Annotated in this window: 18 protein-coding genes; 5 read left to right on the forward strand and 13 right to left on the reverse strand. The window is 49.2% G+C overall.

Annotated features, from left to right (window positions below; genetic code table 11):
• Positions 1-105: 105 nt before the first annotated feature.
• Positions 106-684 carry a Fe-S biogenesis protein NfuA gene (gene nfuA / locus FM042_RS08405; protein WP_143235977.1) on the forward strand — a complete coding sequence of 193 codons (579 nt, stop codon included), beginning with the start codon at positions 106-108 and terminating at the stop codon, positions 682-684.
• 57 nt (positions 685-741) lie between these two features.
• Here nfuA and FM042_RS08410 read toward each other — a convergent pair whose 3' ends face one another.
• Positions 742-1,365 (reverse strand): hypothetical protein, encoded by a 624-nt coding sequence (locus FM042_RS08410; RefSeq protein ID WP_143235978.1) that lies wholly within the window; start codon positions 1,363-1,365, stop codon positions 742-744.
• Positions 1,366-1,456: 91 nt separating this feature from the next.
• On the opposite strand from FM042_RS08410, the gene FM042_RS08415 reads away from it, so the two are divergent.
• A complete protein-coding gene (locus FM042_RS08415) occupies positions 1,457-2,863 on the forward strand; it encodes a DUF4397 domain-containing protein (RefSeq protein WP_143235979.1) in 1,407 nt (468 codons plus the stop codon).
• 75 nt (positions 2,864-2,938) lie between these two features.
• Here the strand turns inward: FM042_RS08415 and FM042_RS08420 are convergent, their stop codons facing one another.
• Positions 2,939-4,276, reverse strand: a complete 1,338-nt coding sequence (locus FM042_RS08420; RefSeq protein ID WP_185960748.1) for an MATE family efflux transporter — start codon at positions 4,274-4,276, stop codon at positions 2,939-2,941.
• 23 nt (positions 4,277-4,299) lie between these two features.
• Here FM042_RS08420 and FM042_RS08425 point away from each other — a divergent pair, with 23 nt between their 5' ends.
• On the forward strand, positions 4,300-5,382 hold the full coding sequence (locus tag FM042_RS08425) for a polysaccharide deacetylase family protein (RefSeq protein WP_143235980.1): 1,083 nt from the start codon (positions 4,300-4,302) through the stop codon (positions 5,380-5,382).
• On the opposite strand, the gene FM042_RS08430 is transcribed toward FM042_RS08425, so the two are convergent.
• Genes FM042_RS08430 through FM042_RS08450 form a run of 5 tightly spaced genes read right to left on the reverse strand, consistent with a single transcriptional unit; the run spans position 5,379 to position 9,305 of the window.
• Entirely contained in the window at positions 5,379-6,029 is a 651-nt protein-coding gene (locus tag FM042_RS08430; protein ID WP_143235981.1) for an SCO family protein, read from the reverse strand. The genes FM042_RS08425 and FM042_RS08430 overlap by 4 nt on opposite strands.
• 47 nt (positions 6,030-6,076) lie before the next feature.
• Positions 6,077-6,964, reverse strand: coding sequence for a heme o synthase (gene cyoE / locus FM042_RS08435; RefSeq protein WP_143235982.1), 888 nt, complete (start codon positions 6,962-6,964; stop codon positions 6,077-6,079).
• Positions 6,957-7,967 (reverse strand): COX15/CtaA family protein, encoded by a 1,011-nt coding sequence (locus tag FM042_RS08440; RefSeq protein ID WP_143235983.1) that lies wholly within the window; start codon positions 7,965-7,967, stop codon positions 6,957-6,959. Before FM042_RS08440 ends, cyoE begins: the two co-directional genes overlap by 8 nt.
• 10 nt (positions 7,968-7,977) lie before the next feature.
• Positions 7,978-8,550, reverse strand: a complete 573-nt coding sequence (locus FM042_RS08445; RefSeq protein WP_143235984.1) for a hypothetical protein — start codon at positions 8,548-8,550, stop codon at positions 7,978-7,980.
• A 2-nt stretch (positions 8,551-8,552) separates the two neighbouring features.
• Positions 8,553-9,305 (reverse strand): SURF1 family protein, encoded by a 753-nt coding sequence (locus FM042_RS08450; RefSeq protein WP_143235985.1) that lies wholly within the window; start codon positions 9,303-9,305, stop codon positions 8,553-8,555.
• Positions 9,306-9,326: 21 nt separating this feature from the next.
• Between FM042_RS08450 and FM042_RS08455 the strand changes: the two genes are divergently transcribed.
• Positions 9,327-9,545 (forward strand): DUF2909 domain-containing protein, encoded by a 219-nt coding sequence (locus FM042_RS08455; protein ID WP_143235986.1) that lies wholly within the window; start codon positions 9,327-9,329, stop codon positions 9,543-9,545.
• 18 nt (positions 9,546-9,563) lie between these two features.
• Here the strand turns inward: FM042_RS08455 and FM042_RS08460 are convergent, their stop codons facing one another.
• From FM042_RS08460 to lexA, 6 genes are all read right to left on the reverse strand, one after another.
• A complete protein-coding gene (locus tag FM042_RS08460; RefSeq protein ID WP_143235987.1) occupies positions 9,564-10,451 on the reverse strand; it encodes a cytochrome c oxidase subunit 3 in 888 nt (295 codons plus the stop codon).
• A gap of 10 nt (positions 10,452-10,461) precedes the next feature.
• On the reverse strand, positions 10,462-11,040 hold the full coding sequence (locus tag FM042_RS08465) for a cytochrome c oxidase assembly protein (RefSeq protein ID WP_143235988.1): 579 nt from the start codon (positions 11,038-11,040) through the stop codon (positions 10,462-10,464).
• Positions 11,041-11,042: 2 nt separating this feature from the next.
• Positions 11,043-12,644: a cytochrome c oxidase subunit I gene (gene ctaD / locus FM042_RS08470; protein WP_143235989.1), complete on the reverse strand. Its 1,602-nt coding sequence runs from the start codon at positions 12,642-12,644 to the stop codon at positions 11,043-11,045.
• Between the two features lie 12 nt (positions 12,645-12,656).
• The gene (gene coxB, locus FM042_RS08475) at positions 12,657-13,742 is read right to left on the reverse strand and encodes a cytochrome c oxidase subunit II (RefSeq protein WP_185960753.1); all 1,086 of its coding nucleotides are present in this window, start codon (positions 13,740-13,742) and stop codon (positions 12,657-12,659) included.
• Between the two features lie 397 nt (positions 13,743-14,139).
• Positions 14,140-14,571 (reverse strand): hypothetical protein, encoded by a 432-nt coding sequence (locus FM042_RS08480; RefSeq protein WP_143235990.1) that lies wholly within the window; start codon positions 14,569-14,571, stop codon positions 14,140-14,142.
• Entirely contained in the window at positions 14,568-15,191 is a 624-nt protein-coding gene (gene lexA, locus FM042_RS08485) for a transcriptional repressor LexA (protein WP_143235991.1), read from the reverse strand. Before lexA ends, FM042_RS08480 begins: the two co-directional genes overlap by 4 nt.
• 184 nt (positions 15,192-15,375) lie before the next feature.
• Between lexA and plsB the strand changes: the two genes are divergently transcribed.
• Entirely contained in the window at positions 15,376-17,835 is a 2,460-nt protein-coding gene (gene plsB, locus FM042_RS08495) for a glycerol-3-phosphate 1-O-acyltransferase PlsB (protein ID WP_143235993.1), read from the forward strand.
• Positions 17,836-17,876 lie beyond the last annotated feature (41 nt).

Raw genomic sequence — 17,876 nt, forward strand, 5'->3', positions numbered from 1 at the left:
TAGTAATTTAGTCGGGTATACCCGCGATGGTGATTGCATAGGGTGTCTGCGTGACATTTTGGTAAGTATGCATCCATTGAATACACAGAGGTAAGGTGTAAGGTCATGATTAGTATTTCTGAATCAGCACAGGCTCATTTTCGCGAGTTATTGAGCAACCAAGATGAAGGGACCAGTATTCGCGTGTTTGTGGTTAATCCAGGGCGCCCGAATGCCGAATGTGGCGTGTCTTATTGCCCGGCTGATTCTGTGGAAGACAACGATATTCGTTTACCGTTCGAAGGCTTTGATGCAGTTGTCGATGAAGAAAGCGCACCTTTTCTTGAGGCAGCAGAAATTGACTTTGTGCAGCAAGAGCTAGGTTCGCAATTAACCCTTAAAGCACCGAACGCCAAAGCCAAAAAAGTAGATGATGATGCGCCGTTAATTGAGCGTGTAGACTATGTCATTCAAAACCAAATCAATCCGCAGTTGGCAAGCCATGGTGGTCAGGTGATGATTTCTGAAATCACCAAAGACGGCGTTGCTATTTTGCAATTTGGTGGCGGCTGTAATGGCTGTTCCATGGTGGATGTGACACTAAAAGATGGAATTGAAAAGCAACTACTCGACTTGTTCCCCAACGAACTCTCGGGTGTTCGCGACATTACCGAACATCAACGGGGTGAGCATTCTTACTATTAAGAACCTCGTCGCGTTCGATTAAGCATCAAGAAGCCCGCATGCAATAAGCGGGCTTTTTTATTGATGCGGCAAGCCTATGTTTGGGTCCGTCGCGAGGACGACATGAACAAAGTGCATGCCGTCTTCTACAAATACGCGCTCCTGCCCATCTCGAATAAACCCAAGGGAATCCTGCTCAAAGATCAACCAGTGGGCTAAACGCTGTGATTGCTCGTCTGAATTCGTCCGAAATAGACCACTGCAGCGGCTTCCTGAACACACTAACGCGTGAATTGTGGTGTCACCGAAATCATGGATGGCGTACGTCAGTAATCGATGATGTTGAAAGGCTGAGGATGATTCGATGTTGGCGAGCAACGCGATGTTGAGTTCAATAATCTCATGAATTGACAGCTCCTTGTCTATGCTTTGATCAATGGTGGCTTCCGCATGTTTGCGTTGTTCATCCTGAACCTCCAAAGCATCTTCATATAGCTCCCCGCTAGCGACAATAACCTCGTTTTCGGTAGCCGATTCGCTCGCCGACTCGACCGACCGCGATTCATGAATCTCCTCACGAACTGGTGCATTCGGTTTGGTAAAGGTAGGAAAGGTCATCGAGAAATGTCGCTGAGCAATAATGCTCAGGATCAAGAAAATCAGAGCGACTCCGGCGAAGAAAAATATCAAGCCTCTGAGCATATTTTGTACTCCAATGTAAAAATTGTGATCCTAAATTTCATTCTCTGGCGTATTTGATCGTTGCTTGCAACCAAATAATGAGGAACTATCCATGAACAGATTCACAAAAGTATTAAGTGTTTCTGCTATTGCCTTAGCGTTAGCTGCGTGTGGCAGTAGCTCTTCAGGTCCAACGAATTTGACGCCAAACCCGCCGCAGCCACCAGCTGAGGATCCCGGTGAATTTCAAATTCGTGTGCACCACGCATCTGCAGATGCTCCGGCGGTGAACATCACTGTCAACGGCGATATCTTCCTTGATAATGTTGATTATCAAGTATCTTCAGGACTCGCAACCGTCGAAGAAGGCACCTACGACATCGGCGTTGATGCGATTCTTCCTGGCGGTGACACTGCAACTGTTATCGGCCCATTGTCGCTCGATCTTGAGGCCGACATGCGTTATGACGTATTTGCCTTAGGTCGCGTCGATGACGAGTCACTGGAACCATTTGTTGTGGCGAATGAAGTGTCTGATGTTGGCGACGGTAATGCCCGTTTACAAGTATTACACGGGGTACCGATTGACGTAACTGTGGATGTGTATTTAACAGAATTTGATGCGGATCTCTCGGCAGAACAGCCGGCGGCCACACTTGCCTACCAAGATTATACACCTCAGGTAGAAGTACCTGGAGGCGATTACCAGATTCGGATTACCGTAGCTGGTGATGCAAATGCCTTGTTGTTTGATTCGGGTGAATTGAGCTTGCCAGCAGGCGCCGACTTGTTTGTAACAGCGACGCCAAATGTAGCGGCAAATTCCGGTGATCGTCCAATTGCATTGTTAGTTGCCGACGGTGAGGGTTCTGCAGTGCTGTACTCTGTGGATACCGGTGCTGATATTCGGGTGGTGCACGCGGTCGCTGATGCCCCAGCCGTTGATATTCTGGTGAACGATGACGTGGCTATTCCTGAGCTCGCCTTCCTTGAGTTTACCGGCTATGTAAATCTGGCGGCAGATGAGTACAACATTAAAGTAAACGCGGCCGGCACTGACACCACAGTGATTGATGCTGACGTTGCGTTAATGAACGCATGGCAGTATTCGATTCTTGCGGTGGGTGAGCTTGGTGAAGGCACCATAGCGCCGGCAGTGATCCGAGATTTCAATCGTCGCGTAACTACTGAAGCAACTGTTCGCATTGTGCACGCGTCACCTGCTGCAGGTCCTGTTGATATCTATGTAACAGCAACAGATGACATCAGTGATGCGGATCCTGCATTTGCGGGCGTAGACTTCGATGCAGATGAGATTCAAGCCACGGGTAACGTTGCTCTGGCACCAGGTGAGTACTTTGTAACCGTGACCCTCGCTGGTACAAAAGACGCTGCAATCGGCCCTGTTATGTTGAACTTGATGGGTGGCGGACTATACACCGCGATTGCTGTTGATGCAGAAAGCGGTGGTTTACCACCACAATTGATTCTGATGGATGACTTCGTCAGTGACGAGTAAACTCCCCCTGGGTCTATGCAGTATTTGACCTCTCAACCGCCCCTCTTGGGGCGGTTTTTTTATGGGGAGTGATTGTTATTTTGATGGTAGCCCAAACAATTTCTCTTGATGGCGCTGCAACCAAAAAAATTGACTCAACCCGCGACCCGCCATAAAACATACTAACGCTAACCAAAGCCCATGATTCTCAAGTGACGTGCTGAGCCACCATACGGGGAAAAACACGCATAGCGTTGAGAACAACATTGTATTGCGCATCCCCTTGCTTGCTGAAAGCCCAATAAAAACACCATCGTAGAAGTAACTCCAGTGTGCAACCAAGGGCAAAATAATGAGCCAGGGCAAATAGATTTCTGCGGTATTGATAACCTCGGGAATATTCGTGATCAAACGAATAATCCCCGAGCCGAACACAAAGAAAATAAGGCTATATACCAGCGCAAACATAAATGACCAGAACAGGCTTAATCGGAACCAATGCTGGATTCTCTGCTGGTTTTTTTGACCCTTCGCTTGTCCGATTAAAGCTTCGACCGCATAGGCAATGCCATCTAAACCAAGGGCAATAAGCACCAAAAATTGCATGAGGACCGCGTTTGCGGCAACGGTTATTGCGCCATAATAGGTAGCATACCCGGTCATCATGGCGATGCAGAGTTGCAAACAAACGGAACGGATAAAAATGTCGCTGTTCATTCCCGCCAAGGCTAGGGTTTCTGACCACAGTGCGCGAGGCCAGCGTGCTAAGGTTAAACATAAACTGCGATTAACGAGGAAGAAGCCAAGCATCGCCGTTGACCACTCCGCGATGAGTGAGGCATAGGCCGCCCCCACCACATGCAGATTCAAACCGATAATTAAAATCACATCGCCAACCACGTTTACCAGATTGATAAATATCACCAAAAACATGGCGGTTTTGGCTTGTTGGCGGCCCAGCAATACGCCGAGCACCACTAAGTTGATCAAAGCGGCCGGTGCGCCCCAAATACGAATATCGATATATTGTGTGGTAAGGCTTTTTACCGGGGCTTCGAGGTCAACCAAACTCCAAAGCACAAAAAGAACAAGCGGGGCGGCGACAATGATGATCACCCCTAAGATAAGGGCGAAGAGCAAACCATGATTCCAATGGCGCTGCTGTTGAGACAGATCCTTGGCACCGTAGGCGTGGGCGACCACGCCGGTGGTCGACATTCGCAGGAAGATTGCCAAAAGGTACACAAAATTAATCGCCATCGCGCCAACGGCTACTGCGCTCAAGTAGATAGCCTCGGGCAAATGGCCTATGATAGCGGTATCAATAAGCCCTAACATGGGCGCGGCAATGTTTGAAATCATCATGGGTAGCGCGATGGCAAATACGCGACGATGATCAGCCATAAAAAAGCGTTGCCACGCACTGAGGGTCATATTACTTGTCTCCGGAGGAACCAATGAAAAAAGGATTGTTAATTGCTATTTTGGCGATTGGAGTAGGCCTCGGGTTTGCATTGCTTCCCCCTGAGAGCCATGCGCGCTCAGACGCCCACGTATCCGTCTTACTTTATCACCATGTGAGTGACAGTACACCTCGCGTAACCAGCGTAACGGAAGCAGAATTACGGGAACATTTACAGTATCTTAAAGACAATGACTTCACTGTGATTGATATACGTGACGCCATTGCCGCAGCGCGCGGAGAGAAAGAAATTCCCGAAAAATCTGTGGTCATTACCTTCGACGACGCTTATCAGAATATCTTTACCAATGGCCGTCCTATTTTGAATGAATTCGACGTGCCTTGGACATTATTTGTGACAACGGACCCCATTGGTAGTCGCCCCGGTCAGTATATGAGTTGGGACCAGATTCGCGAGCTGCACGAGGAAGGGGTGGTGATTGCGAACCATTCCACTGATCATGCCCACTTGCCGCGTCGGTTGGAGGGAGAATCGGAGCGTGCTTGGCTGCAGCGTATGCGTGAGAATATCCTCAGCGCGGAGAAAAAAATCAAAGATGAAGTAGGCGTGAGCTATAAGTTATTTGCGTATCCCTATGGTGAGTACAACAACAAACTCGCTGATCTAGTAGAAGAGTTGGGCTTTATTGGTTTTGGTCAGCATTCCGGCGGTTTTGGCGCTTATAGCGATTTCCGCGCTATTCCTCGTTTTGCAGCGGCAGGCATGTACGCCAATTTGCGTACCTTGGGCACCAAAATGGCGGCGTTAAATCTGCCTGTGTTGGAAGCGCACTACAGTGATACTTTGCTTGATCATAATGACACCAAGCCGGTACTCGAATTGGTAGTGGACACCGACGACTTCCATCGCAATCAGCTCAATTGCTTTATTCGTAGTCAGCCCCACGCACCGGAATGGATTGAAGACAATCGGTTTCGGATTCAAGCATCAGAAGCGATAGGCATTGGTCGTCAGCGTTATAACTGTACCGCCCCAAGCATCAGCAAACCAGGTCGCTTTTTCTGGTATTCAATCCAGTGGATTCGCCCAGATGCACAGGGCAGTTGGCCGGATTAAAACGAGTGAATGTGTTCAAGATAACGCACGATGTCACGGAAATCCTGCACCAAGCTATGTGGGTTCACCACTGGCATCTCCCCTAATTCATGCTGGGCGCGGAAGATAGCTTGCTGCTGCCCAGCTGGATTCACGAGAATGATTGCCGAAGAGTGGTTCACTAAGTAGTTGGTTTCGCTTTCGTCTGGAATCGAATACATCAGTCCGATATTGCGCACGAAGGGATATAAATCGACATGTTCCGCGCGCACCCCAAGAAAACCTTCTCCAAAAAAATCCACGTACATGGATAAACGCTCGATATCGTCTCGCTGCGGGTCAACGCTAATCATCCACACTTGCACTGGAAAATCCGTGGCCTCGGTCAAATCAGCCCAACGACTTTTAAGATGGGCCATGGTAGTAGGGCAAATATCGGGGCAAAAAGTATAACCGGTAAAGAGTAAAGTCCATTGCCCTTGTAAGTCTTCTAAACCTACATCCCGACCTGCGGTGCCTTCTAATCGAAAGGATTCGATGGCACGAGGTGCATCATAAATGCGCGCAGAGACTAAGGTGGGTTCGCGAACTTCGGTGAGAGAGATATAGGTCACACTACCGAGCACAGCAACGATTGCTAAACCAAGCACCATTAAAAACCGCTTCATACCTGTAATTACCTTTTTGTTTGCTTTGCTTTGCTTTGGCGTTAGGACTAACCGATATAATGATCAGCGAGCAACAACATAAATAAAATCATCAAATGCCAGATAGAAAACTTAAACATGTTCCAGGCGGTGAACTTGCCTGGATTCACTTTTAGTTTCCATGCATACGCGAGGAAGATGAGGTTAAGAGCACATACACCCACCAGATAGATCAGCCCGCTCATGCCAATAAGGTACGGTAAAATACACACTACACCGAGTAACACGGTGTACAACAAAATACAGGTTTTGGTGAAGTCGATGCCATGGGTAACCGGAAGCATTGGAATTTCAGCACGAGCATAATCTTTGGCACGGTGCACGGCGAGCGCCCAAAAATGCGGGGGCGTCCAAGTAAATACGATCATCACGAGTAATAACGGGTAGGCGTGAATCTCACCTGTAACCGCCGTCCAGCCCAGTAGCGGTGGCGCCGCGCCGGCAAGTCCACCAATTACAATATTCTGGGGCGTAGCGCGTTTGAGATACATGGTATAGATTACTGCGTAACCAACCAAGCTCGCTAAAGTGAGCACCGCTGTAAGGCGATTCACAAAGATATCTAAAATAAGGAATCCGATGGTGCCGATAATCGCCGCAAAGGTGAGTACTTTACGTGGCGATAGTGATCCTGTGGGAAGTGGGCGGCGCAGAGTACGAGCCATACGTGCATCAATATGCCGATCGACAAGATGGTTTAACGCAGCCGCCGACCCCGCCATCAAGCCAATGCCAGCTAACGCTGGGATTAATATATCCCATGCCACCCATGTGGGCGTCGCTAATGCCATTCCAACCAAGGCAGTTAAAAGCAGAAGTGCCACGACCCGCGGTTTGGTTAATTCTAGATAATCGCGCCAACTGGCGCGCTGGGTAAGCGCAACTTGATTAGCCATGGCTCACCTCCTTTTGTGTGTGTGTAACTTTGTACAGACTATAGTTTAAGACCACGAGTGTCACCATCAGAAGTGCACCAACTGCATTGTGAGCAACGGCCACCAGCAACGGCAAGCTTGCCACCACGTTGGTAACGCCCAGAGCAATCTGTACCACCAGTAATACCGTGAGTAGAACCGCGAGACGCTTAAACCAAGCACTGGTTGCCCGCTGCCATAACCCCCACAGTAACCATGCCATCACGCCGAGCACTGCAAAGGCACCAATACGATGGAAAACGTGCATGGTCATGCGTTCCTCGTAATTGTGAACACCAAATTCGTAGTTATCCGCTTCTGGCACACTAAAGGCACCTAGGATATCCATCCGCGTCCACCAATTGCCTTCGCAAATAGGCAATGCAGTACAGGCGAGTGCAGCATAGTTTGCGGCCACCCAGCCGCCAAGGGCAATTTGAATAATGACCACAACCAGCGCGACAGCGGCGAGCTTCTGCAAGGGCAGTAAGGAATCTTCCACGGGAATGGGGATGTCAGCCTCTCGCAAATACAGCAGGGCCAAGAGCGTGAAAGTAGTAAAGCCCCCCATCAAATGAAGCATAACAATGACCGGCTGCAGGGCCATGGTAACCGTCCACATTCCGAGAGCGGCCTGAAATATAATTAACGCTAACAATCCCACGGCTAACTTATAGGGCTTGTTCACCACCCCCGAGCGGCGACGACGAATGGCAATGGCCGCCATAGCGAGCACCAGTAAGCCTAGAATCCCAGCTGCATAACGGTGGATCATTTCGTTCCACGCTTTGAAGTGATCCAGTGGTGCTTCCGGAAAACGGATTTCCGCTTTGGCCATGCGATATTCCGAATGGGGAACTTTTAAAAATCCATAGCAGCCCGGCCAATCTGGGCAGCCGAGTCCGGCATCGGTGAGTCGCGTATATGCACCAAGAATAATAACAATCAGCACAAAGCCTAACGAGAATGCAGCTAACTTTTTCATTCTATACACCTCATCCTACCCGCGATAATTTTAATAGTTTTTGTAAGTCGGACAGTAAATCACGGCCGCGCATCACCACTTCTTGGCGATCGCTGCTGCCTGGATACCACATCACCACATTGCCTACCGGGTCAATAATCATCAGGCTATGCTCGGGGAGTTCCGCGAGTTGAGATGCAACGTAAGGCAGGATGTGCAGCGATACCGTGTTGTCGGCAGGCAATGCCGGCAGCTCGGAAGCACTGTTCTCATCGCCGATGGCGACAGCACTAACGCGATTTTGTTGGCGACCTAAGGCATGAAAGATTTGGCCACTCACGTAAAGGGCGTTTTCGCATGCTTCCGCGCACTCGGCGGGCATACGATAGGCGATGCGCCAAGTATTCGGAAGCAAGGCATTGTCATTTTCCGCCAATACGATGGGTGGGTCTACCAAATGGCCTTTCTGGGACACGCCTGTCTCATACCAGCCCAGTGAAAGCACGAGTTTTGCAGCCAACAATGGCAATACAAATACCAAAGCAATGGTTATTAATACCCGGCGATTTCGTTGTTTTAGTTTTTTAACATCCGGTGAATTCATGGTTACTCCTCGTACGACTTCGCTTGAGCTCGAACACGGCTGGCGACGAAAAACACCACAAGCGCGGCAATCGCTAAGCCAAACCATTGTACGGCATAGGCATAGTGACGATGCGGCGTCATGACGACAACAGGCCACTCGCGAGGGAAACCAAGGGGGTTTTCCTCATCCAGTAGCAAAATAATGGGGGCAAGGTTTACATCCAATGCGCTATTTAGCTTATCAAGCTCGGGAAATTGAATGCGCTTTGGCCATGCATCGGTTGTATCAAAGATCTGATCTTGCAGCATAAACGGCCGCTCAGAAGGCACGCGTACATGACCATTGAGGACAACATGTCCTTCTGGAAGCGCCACATCTGGAAGTTCACTGCGACTTACACCCGCAGGTACCCAACCCAGATTCACGGGCAGCACTAGGGGTGAAAACTCAGGGGCTTGGGCGAAGGCAATGACATGATAGCCAGCGCGGCCATGAAGAATCTGGTTATCAATAAGGAAATAACGCTGTGGGTCGAGGGTCGCGGTAATCGTAATTTGCGTATCTGGCGAGTCGACGAGGGCGAGGAGCTGTTCAGTGTTGGGTTGTATTAGTTCTTCAGCTTGCGCGTGACGGTCAATAATCATCTGTTTTTCTTGGCCGCGGTCAATTTGCCAAAAACCTAGCTTGACCATGATTGCAATCGCAAGCAAAGTAATAAGAAGCGCTCCAGGATGGAGTCGAAATAATAATGAACCAACACGAAGGACTGTCATAACTACTTTTGAGGACCCACGGTGTTAAATGTAATTCTTAAAATCATATTGGTTGCGTTACTGCTGTACATCATTGTCAACCTGTTTCGGGGGCTATTTAGCGCGTTAAAGAAGGATCCAGATGCGCCACCGATGTCTCATTTTATCGGTCGCCGAGTCCTGTTTTCGGCGATTGTGTTGCTCTTGGTGATATTGGCGTTAGCCTTTGATATCACGAGTATAAATCAGCGCCCCTACTAAGCAGGGGCGCTTTCGTTTTTACAGAATATAAACGAATACAAACAAGCAAATCCAAACCACGTCAACAAAGTGCCAGTACCAAGCAGAAGCTTCGAAGGCAAACTGATCGTCTTTGTTAAAGTGTCCTGCTTTGCATCGGAAAAACATCACAATCAATAGGATGGCACCTAGCGTTACATGCAAACCGTGGAAACCGGTGAGCAGGAAGAAGGTGTTGCCATAGATACCTGATTGCAGGGTTAATCCGAGATCACGGTATGCATGCACATACTCATACATTTGTAAGCCTAAGAAGATTAAGCCCAGAGCAATAGTGACAAACAACCAGTTCATCAATTTCTTGCGCTTCCCTTCTTCAAGTCCTACATGAGCAAAATGCAATGTCACCGAAGAGATCACTAGAATAATAGTGTTAATCAAGGGTAAGCCAAACCAACCCATGGCCTGGGTTTCAGTGCCACCTGGTGTGGTTGTTAGAGGCCAAATTGCTTGGAAACCGTCCCACAAGATTTGATTGGTCATCTCGTTATTACCAGCACCACCTAACCATGGCACCGCAATCATGCGGGCGTAGAAAAGAGCGCCGAAGAAGGCGAGGAAGAACATCACTTCGGAGAAAATAAACCAAAGCATGCCTTGACGGTAAGAACGGCCTAATTGGGCGTTGTATAAACCAGCCCGCGATTCGCGAATCTGATCGCCAAACCAGCCGACTAACATAATACAAAGGACAACCAAACCCGCTAATAGAACCCAATGGCCAAAGCCTGCTTGTTCATTTGAATATTCAATGGTGAAGTGAGCGGCACCAAAGGCAATTAAACCTAAGGCAACGGATCCCACTAATGGCCAAATACTTTGGTCGGGCACATAGTATTTTTGTGGATTATTTTGTTCTGTGCTCATTTAAATTCCCTCATTCTGAACGATTCGCGCTCGCTGTGCGCGGCCGAACTTGATCAGTCAGGTCATACATCATGTACGAAAGTGTTAACCGGTGAACATGGTCAGGCAAATCTGGATCCAAGTAGAATTGCATCGGCATCACCGCGCGCTCACCCGCCGCTAACGGCTGGTTCTCAAAACAGAAACACTCGGTTTTGTTGAGATACAAAGATGCTTCACCTGGTGCTACTGAAGGCAGTGCTTGCGCAACCACATCACGATTGGTTTTATTCTCGACATAGAAGTTTACGATTTTGACTTCGCCTGGATGCAAACGCACCGAACGGACTTCCGAGGTAAAATCCCATGACACACCGCGACTGACACGGGTATGGAATTCCACGGTAATCACCCGTGACTGATCGATTTGCATGCTTTCATCGGCAGTTGCAGCGGTATTACTGGTGCGGCCGTTGAAACCCGTTACTTCACAGAATTTCTCGTACAGAGGAACCAGTGCAAAGCCAAAGGCAAACATGATCATGACGGAGGCTAGCAGCCGGGTAATTACCCGACTGTTGTCCTGACGTTTCGGTTGTTGCTCACTCATGGCTATTTCACCTGTGGTGGAACGTCAAAGGTGTGATAAGGCGCTGGTGACGGAACAGTCCATTCGAGACCTTCTGCACCTTCCCACGGCTTCGCAGGTGCTGGCTCACCTTTCTTCATGGCTGCTTTAATCACCACAGCGAGGAAGATAAGTTGAGAGAACCCGAATAAGAACCCGCCCACACTGACAATGGCGTTGATGTCGGCAAATTGCAGTGCGTAATCAGGGATACGACGTGGCATACCGGCTAATCCCACAAAGTGCATTGGGAAGAACAAGATATTGACGGAAATCAGTGAGCACCAGAAATGCAGCTTACTGAGGAAGTCGTCGTACATCACCCCAGACCATTTTGGCAGCCAGTAATAGGCTGCTGCCATAATCGAGAACACGGCGCCACTCACTAATACGTAGTGGAAATGCGCCACCACGAAGTAAGTATCGTGATATTGGTAATCCACCGGTGTAATGGCCAACATAATGCCGGATAGCCCACCAATGGTGAACAGCACCACGAACGCGATGGCAAATAGCATCGGCGTTTCAAAGGTCATGGCACCGCGCCACATGGTGGTGACCCAGTTAAATACTTTCACCCCGGTAGGTACCGCAATGAGCATAGTCATGTACATGAAGAACAGCGATGCAAAGGTCGGCATCCCTGTGGTAAACATGTGATGTGCCCATACTAAGAACGATAAACCAGCGATTGACGCCGTGGCGTATACCATTGATGCATAACCGAATAGTGGCTTACGTGCGAAGGCGGGAATAATTGCCGACACAATACCGAAGCTCGGTAGGATCATGATGTATACCTCGGGATGCCCGAAGAACCAGAATAGATGCTGGAAGAGTACCGGGTCACCGCCGCCGGCGGCATCAAAGAAGTGCGTACCAAAGTATTTATCAGTCAGTACCATGGTTACTACACCCGCAAGAACTGGCATCACCGCAATTAATAAGAAGGCGGTAATAAACCAAGTCCATACGAACAGTGGCATTTTCATGTAGGTCATGCCTGGAGCGCGCATGTTCATAATGGTGACGATGACGTTAATCGCACCCATGATCGAGGACATCCCCATAATATGCATACTGAACACAAACAGGGCCGTGGAATCGGTACTGTAGGTGGTCGATAGCGGGGCATAGAAGGTCCAGCCGAAGGCCGGTGCGCCACCTGGCATGAAGAATGACGACAACATGATCATAAAGGCGAATGGCAAGATCCAGAACGACCAGTTGTTCATCCGCGGTAACGCCATATCTGGCGCACCAATCATGAGTGGAATCATCCAGTTGGCGAGGCCAACGAATGCCGGCATCACCGCACCGAACACCATAATCACACCATGCATGGTGGTCATCTGGTTAAAGAAGTGCGGATCAACAATTTGCATGCCCGGTTGGAATAGTTCGGCCCGAATCATCAGAGCCATCGAACCACCGACCAAGAACATAATAAAGCTAAACCACAAGTACATCGTACCGATGTCTTTATGGTTGGTGGTAAATAACCAACGCTTAATACCCGTTGGTTTGTGATCGTGATGATCGTGCGCGTCGTGGGCGCTGTGGGTATCTGTAACAACAGTGCTCATCGCCATAGCCCCCTATTGGTTACCCTGTGAGAAGTGATGGACGTCGGCGGCTTGCACCACATCCCCAGTATTATTGCCCCAAGCATTCCGTTGATAGGTCACTACGGCGGCAATTTCACGCATGGTGAGGGTATTACGGAACGACTGCATGGCCGACCCAGAAACACCGTTCCAGACCACATCAATGTGTGCTCTTTGGTCATCTACAGCGATACCTTGGCCAACAAGACCTGGGAATACGCCAGGTACCCCTTGCCCGTTCGGCTGGTGACATGCAGCGCAATAAGACATGTGCACCTGTTGCCCCATTTCCATCAATTCGTCTTTGGACATTTCCATGGAGAGCAGGCGTTGTTCTTCTTCACGGCGTTCTGCAAGGCGTTGTTCTTCACCCCGGGCCCACGCTTCGAAGTCTTCCGGATCTTTGGCAATGACGACCACAGGCATAAAGGCATGATCACGACCACACAACTCGGCACACTGACCACGGAAAATACCGGGCTCAGGCACTTTCACCCATGCTTCGTTGATATACCCTGGATTGGCGTCTTTCTTCACCGCAAACTCAGGTACCCACCACGAATGGATTACGTCATCGGAGGTAATGAGGAAGCGTACTTTCTTGCCGGTAGGAATCACCAAGGGCCGGTCCACTTCAAGCAAGTAATTCTCGGTACGAGGCAAACGTCCGTAGATCTGCTCACGTGGGGTGGCCATATTACTCATGAATTCGATATCGTAATCCAAGTAACTGTAATGCCAACGCCACTGTGAACCCGTCACTAATACGCTAATATCCGAGTCGGATGTATCATCCATTTCAATCAGGGTGATGGTTGCAGGCACAGCCATAGCCACCAAAATCAGAAAGGGAATCACTGTCCATGCGATTTCTACTTTCACGTTATCGTGAAATTTCGCTGGGGTGACGCCGCGACTTTTCCGGTGCCGTAGAATGGACCAAAACATCGCAGCAAAAACGATGACACCAATGACCACACAGATCCAGAACACCAGCATGTGTAAGTTATACACTTTCTCACTGATTTCCGTGACACCGCGGGTAAGATTTAACTGCACGCTTTCGGCCTTCGCCATCGGTGCTAATAGCAACGCAGGCAGACCGAGCAGCAGGCTCGTTAGTCTCACATTCACTCGACTTCTCCTCTTAGTCTTTCGTCTAGGTGAACACCGGGGAGTGAACAGCTAGTTGAAAGCACAAAGAGGTCAGCAAGAAAGGAACTACTTTTCCCCTAAAATCGCAGTTCTTGCCTAACCCTTTGTTATTTATTATCGCCACCGGAGTGGCCATTTATTATTTAAGGTATATCAAGGCGCTGAAACGAATCGTCAAAGTGAACTTTAGACGTACTACATCGTTATCACAGCTAGTACTTTGATGACGATCAAAATACCACCAAAGATGTTAATAAAAAAGGGGTTGTTGTTAACAACCCCTGGGGATCCCCAAAAAAAGGGGGAAGTGGAGACGAAATTAGTGCAGAGGATTCTCGTAACTTTCTGAGGAAATGAAAAAACTTTGTGCTTGGCTAGCTTTGGCGGCTAATTCCAAACGTTTTTTATCGCGGCCATGACAATCACCGACCCATGCAATCACAATCTGACTATTGTTAATCAAAAGTGCTTGTTCTGTTGCCCATAAGGCGGTGTCTTGATCTGATGCAGAGACCCGGCGAATTCGATCGGGACGAATCCCCGCTGCAATCAATTGCTCAATAAATGCTTTTGCTGGTTTGCCAATGAGTGTGACCCACTGGTCATCGCGCTTACGCAATGCGCTCAACGTGACCCAGAGGTGCTGCTGCAACGTGGGCTGTTCGCATACAGCAACGGACGTTGACGGTTTGGTTTCATGACCCCAGACTCCAGGGTGAGGAAAACGGCGTGTTAATGCAGAGTAGTTCATACCCAACCTCCATTTCGAATGACGCCAACAGCAAGGCCTTCGATTGTCATGAATTGTTGTGTTAAATCCACTTGAATAATCGAGAACTCTTGGTTTTCTGGGTGTAGCAACACCATGTTGCCGCGGCGCTCAAAACGTTTAACAGTGACATCATCTTCGACACGGGCGACCACTATCTGCCCGTTACGCGCTTCGTTAGTACGGTGTACGGCAAGCATGTCACCGTCCAAAATACCAATGTCTTTCATACTCATGCCATGAACACGTAGCAGATAATCGGCACTTGGATGAAACATGGTGTGATCGACTTGATAATGTGATTCGATATGTTGTTGCGCCAAAATAGGTTCGCCGGCGGCGACACGCCCAATCAGGGGAAGACCAAGTTGCTCGGGAGTTTCTTCTTCCTCGATGAGCAATCGAATGCCTCGCGACATACCAGGCATCATTTCAATGACACCCTTCTTGGCCAAGGCTTTTAAATGCTCTTCTGCCGCATTCGCTGAGCGAAACCCTAACCGTTGTGCGATTTCCGCGCGGGTGGGGGGCATTCCAGTCGCTTCAATATTGGTGCGAATGAGCTCGAGAATCTCTTGCTGTCGTGGCGTTAATGGTCGCATATCGATACCTGTTTATCCGTACAGTATACTGTCAGTATATACAGTGTTTTGACCTTTGCAACTTTTTTGAACAAAAAATTTCCGATGCGGCAACTTTTTAATAAAAATGATATTCTTAGCCCTTCAACTCAGTTTTTATCCGCGACCATGATGATCAGGTTCGCGGTTCGAGCTCGGAGTACCGATGAAACGAACGTCTTTGCTCTATAAGATTTTGCGCCTGCCCGTGAGCTGGCTCACGAAAGTGAAAGCCATCGCGGATGATTTCGAAGGCAGCCCCTCGTCACCCGATCATGTGGTCTATGTGATGCGTGCTCCGTCAACCACAGATCTCGTGGTGGCTCGAAACACCTGTAAAGAATTAAATCTCCCCGATCCGACCGAGCCGTTGATCTTAAATGGCAAAGCATTTGATCGGGTGCTTTATCTAGAAGACCCCAAAGCACGGCTAGGTCAGGACCCGCAGCAAGCGTTTCAAGAGTTACTGAAACTGCACCAGCAGCACAACTACAATGTGCACATGCATCCGATTGCATTATTTTGGGGACGCGAGCCTGGGCGAGAACGCAACGAAGCGAATGCCATGACGGCCGATATTGAAGTACCTGGCAAATGGAAACGGTTTTGGTTAGTGATGTTCTCGGGGCGCAATATTTTGGCCCGAGTATCGCAACCTGTAAGTTTACGAACCATGGCCGACAGCCATGCTAGCGATAAGGCGTTGGCGCAGAAATTAACCCGGGTTGCTCGGACACACTTTGCACGCCTTCGCTATGCGGTGGCAGGTCCGAAGTTGCTCGGTCGGGAAGAGATGATTAATGACCTATTGCAAACGCCGGCGATTAAAGCGGCGATATTAGAGGAATCACGTAGTAAACGTATTTCAGTAACCGCAGCGGAAAAGCGCGCCCGCAAATACTTGCATGAAATTGCCGCGGATTACCGCGATAGTTTAGTGCGCTTTGGCGATCATTTGTTTACTTGGTTGTGGACCAAGATTTATAGCGGTATCAGCGTGAAAAATGGCGATACCATCCGTAAGTTGGCACAAGACGGACACGAGATCGTGTATATGCCGTGTCATCGCAGCCACATGGATTATTTGTTGTTGAGCTTCGTAATTTATAAAGAAGGATTAGTGCCCCCACATATCGCCGCTGGGGTGAATCTAAATTTCTTCCCCGTGGGCACGCTATTTCGCCGCGGCGGGGCGTTCTTCTTACGCCGAAGCTTCCGTGGTAACAAGCTTTATTCCACAGTATTTCGTGAATACCTCACGCGCTTGTTCCAAAAGGGCTACGCGGTTGAGTACTTTATGGAGGGCGGCCGCAGTCGCACTGGGCGCTTGCTGCCACCAAAAACCGGTATGCTTGCCATGACGTTACAAAGTCAATTGCGCGGAGTGACCCGCCCAGTAACATTCGTTCCTGTGTATTTAGGTTATGAGCACGTGATGGAGGTCAGTACCTATCATGGCGAACTCAAAGGGCAAGCGAAAAAGAAAGAATCCGTATTTCAGATTTTTGGTATTTTGCGTAAGCTGAAAAACTTCGGCCATGGTTATGTCACTTTTGGCGAGCCATTGCGTTTATCGGATTATTTGGACCGCTCTCAGCCGGATTGGCGTGATTCAGTGACTCTAGGGGCGGAGGAGCCCGCGAAGCCGCGTTGGATGACGCCTATTGTCAATCATCTGGCAGAAGTGATGATGCGACGCGTGAATGACGGTGCAGCACTCAACCCGATCAATTTGGCAGCCATTAGTTTACTTAGTGCCGACCGCCATAGCCTGACTCGCGAAGAGTTAGTGGATCAAATTCTTGCCTACAAAGCCCTACATCGGGAAGTGCCCTACAGCCGCGATGTGCAAGTGCCTACATGGTCTGGCGATGAGATGTGGTCGCACCTTATGGCGATGAATAAATTCGAAGTAAACGAGAATAGTGCCGGTGAAGTGGTGAGTCTCACGCAGACACAGGCAATCACCTTAACCTACTATCGCAACAATGTGTTGCACATGTTTATAGTTCCAGCCTTGCTCGCTCGTTTTGCTCGGCGTGGACGGACATTCCGGGCCTCGGATGCAGCGGCTTTTATTGAGAAGTTGTATCCGATGATTCAAGCCGAGCTTTTCTTGAATCGCGAAGCGGATTCGATTCCGTTATGGGTGGATGCGCTGTGTGAAGAGTTTGTACGCCAAGGTTGGCTCGTTCAGGATAGTCGCGAATTTTCCGACGCCTATCGCATTGTTGAGCGAGAACAGACCGGTTATGTACAGCTCACATTGCTGGCGAATGCGAGCGAAGAGACGCTGACGCGCTACGCCATTGTTTTAGAGCTATTACAGCAATCTGAGAGTTTATCCCGTTCCGTGTTAGAGCAGTCCAGTGAGCGCATTGCGGAACGCTTGGGCGCCCGCCACGGTATTGATGCGCCGGAGTTCTACGACAAGCGTATTTTCAGTACGTTGGTATCGGTGCTGAAAACGGAGGGCTACATTAGTGTGGCAGACGACGGCGGTTATACCTCAGATGCGAAAACTGATGCGCTCAGTGATGAGGTCGACGTGCTCTTGGGAAGCCAAGTGCAACGAACCATACGGGAATCGGTGAAGCGACTGCTGAAGGAGCGTGAGGCGAATTAGTCTACGCAAACCATGGCGGTGGGACACGGCAAAGACAACGC

Source organism: Aliidiomarina halalkaliphila, from assembly GCF_007096385.1.
Classification (GTDB): domain Bacteria; phylum Pseudomonadota; class Gammaproteobacteria; order Enterobacterales; family Alteromonadaceae; genus Aliidiomarina; species Aliidiomarina halalkaliphila.

Bases quoted from the DNA above. Each gene is read 5' to 3' on its own strand.
- coxB (WP_185960753.1), bottom strand. From the start codon at position 13,742: ATGGCGAAGGCCGAAAGCGTGCAGTTAAATCTTACCCGCGGTGTCACG.
- FM042_RS08410 (WP_143235978.1), bottom strand. From the start codon at position 1,365: ATGCTCAGAGGCTTGATATTTTTCTTCGCCGGAGTCGCTCTGATTTTC.
- FM042_RS08460 (WP_143235987.1), bottom strand. From the start codon at position 10,451: ATGAGCACAGAACAAAATAATCCACAAAAATACTATGTGCCCGACCAA.
- FM042_RS08465 (WP_143235988.1), bottom strand. From the start codon at position 11,040: ATGAGTGAGCAACAACCGAAACGTCAGGACAACAGTCGGGTAATTACC.
- cyoE (WP_143235982.1), bottom strand. From the start codon at position 6,964: ATGGCTAATCAAGTTGCGCTTACCCAGCGCGCCAGTTGGCGCGATTAT.
- ctaD (WP_143235989.1), bottom strand. From the start codon at position 12,644: ATGAGCACTGTTGTTACAGATACCCACAGCGCCCACGACGCGCACGAT.
- nfuA (WP_143235977.1), top strand. From the start codon at position 106: ATGATTAGTATTTCTGAATCAGCACAGGCTCATTTTCGCGAGTTATTG.
- lexA (WP_143235991.1), bottom strand. From the start codon at position 15,191: ATGCGACCATTAACGCCACGACAGCAAGAGATTCTCGAGCTCATTCGC.
- FM042_RS08440 (WP_143235983.1), bottom strand. From the start codon at position 7,967: ATGAAAAAGTTAGCTGCATTCTCGTTAGGCTTTGTGCTGATTGTTATT.
- FM042_RS08420 (WP_185960748.1), bottom strand. From the start codon at position 4,276: ATGACCCTCAGTGCGTGGCAACGCTTTTTTATGGCTGATCATCGTCGC.
- FM042_RS08430 (WP_143235981.1), bottom strand. From the start codon at position 6,029: ATGAAGCGGTTTTTAATGGTGCTTGGTTTAGCAATCGTTGCTGTGCTC.
- plsB (WP_143235993.1), top strand. From the start codon at position 15,376: ATGAAACGAACGTCTTTGCTCTATAAGATTTTGCGCCTGCCCGTGAGC.
- FM042_RS08425 (WP_143235980.1), top strand. From the start codon at position 4,300: ATGAAAAAAGGATTGTTAATTGCTATTTTGGCGATTGGAGTAGGCCTC.
- FM042_RS08450 (WP_143235985.1), bottom strand. From the start codon at position 9,305: ATGACAGTCCTTCGTGTTGGTTCATTATTATTTCGACTCCATCCTGGA.
- FM042_RS08480 (WP_143235990.1), bottom strand. From the start codon at position 14,571: ATGAACTACTCTGCATTAACACGCCGTTTTCCTCACCCTGGAGTCTGG.
- FM042_RS08415 (WP_143235979.1), top strand. From the start codon at position 1,457: ATGAACAGATTCACAAAAGTATTAAGTGTTTCTGCTATTGCCTTAGCG.
- FM042_RS08445 (WP_143235984.1), bottom strand. From the start codon at position 8,550: ATGAATTCACCGGATGTTAAAAAACTAAAACAACGAAATCGCCGGGTA.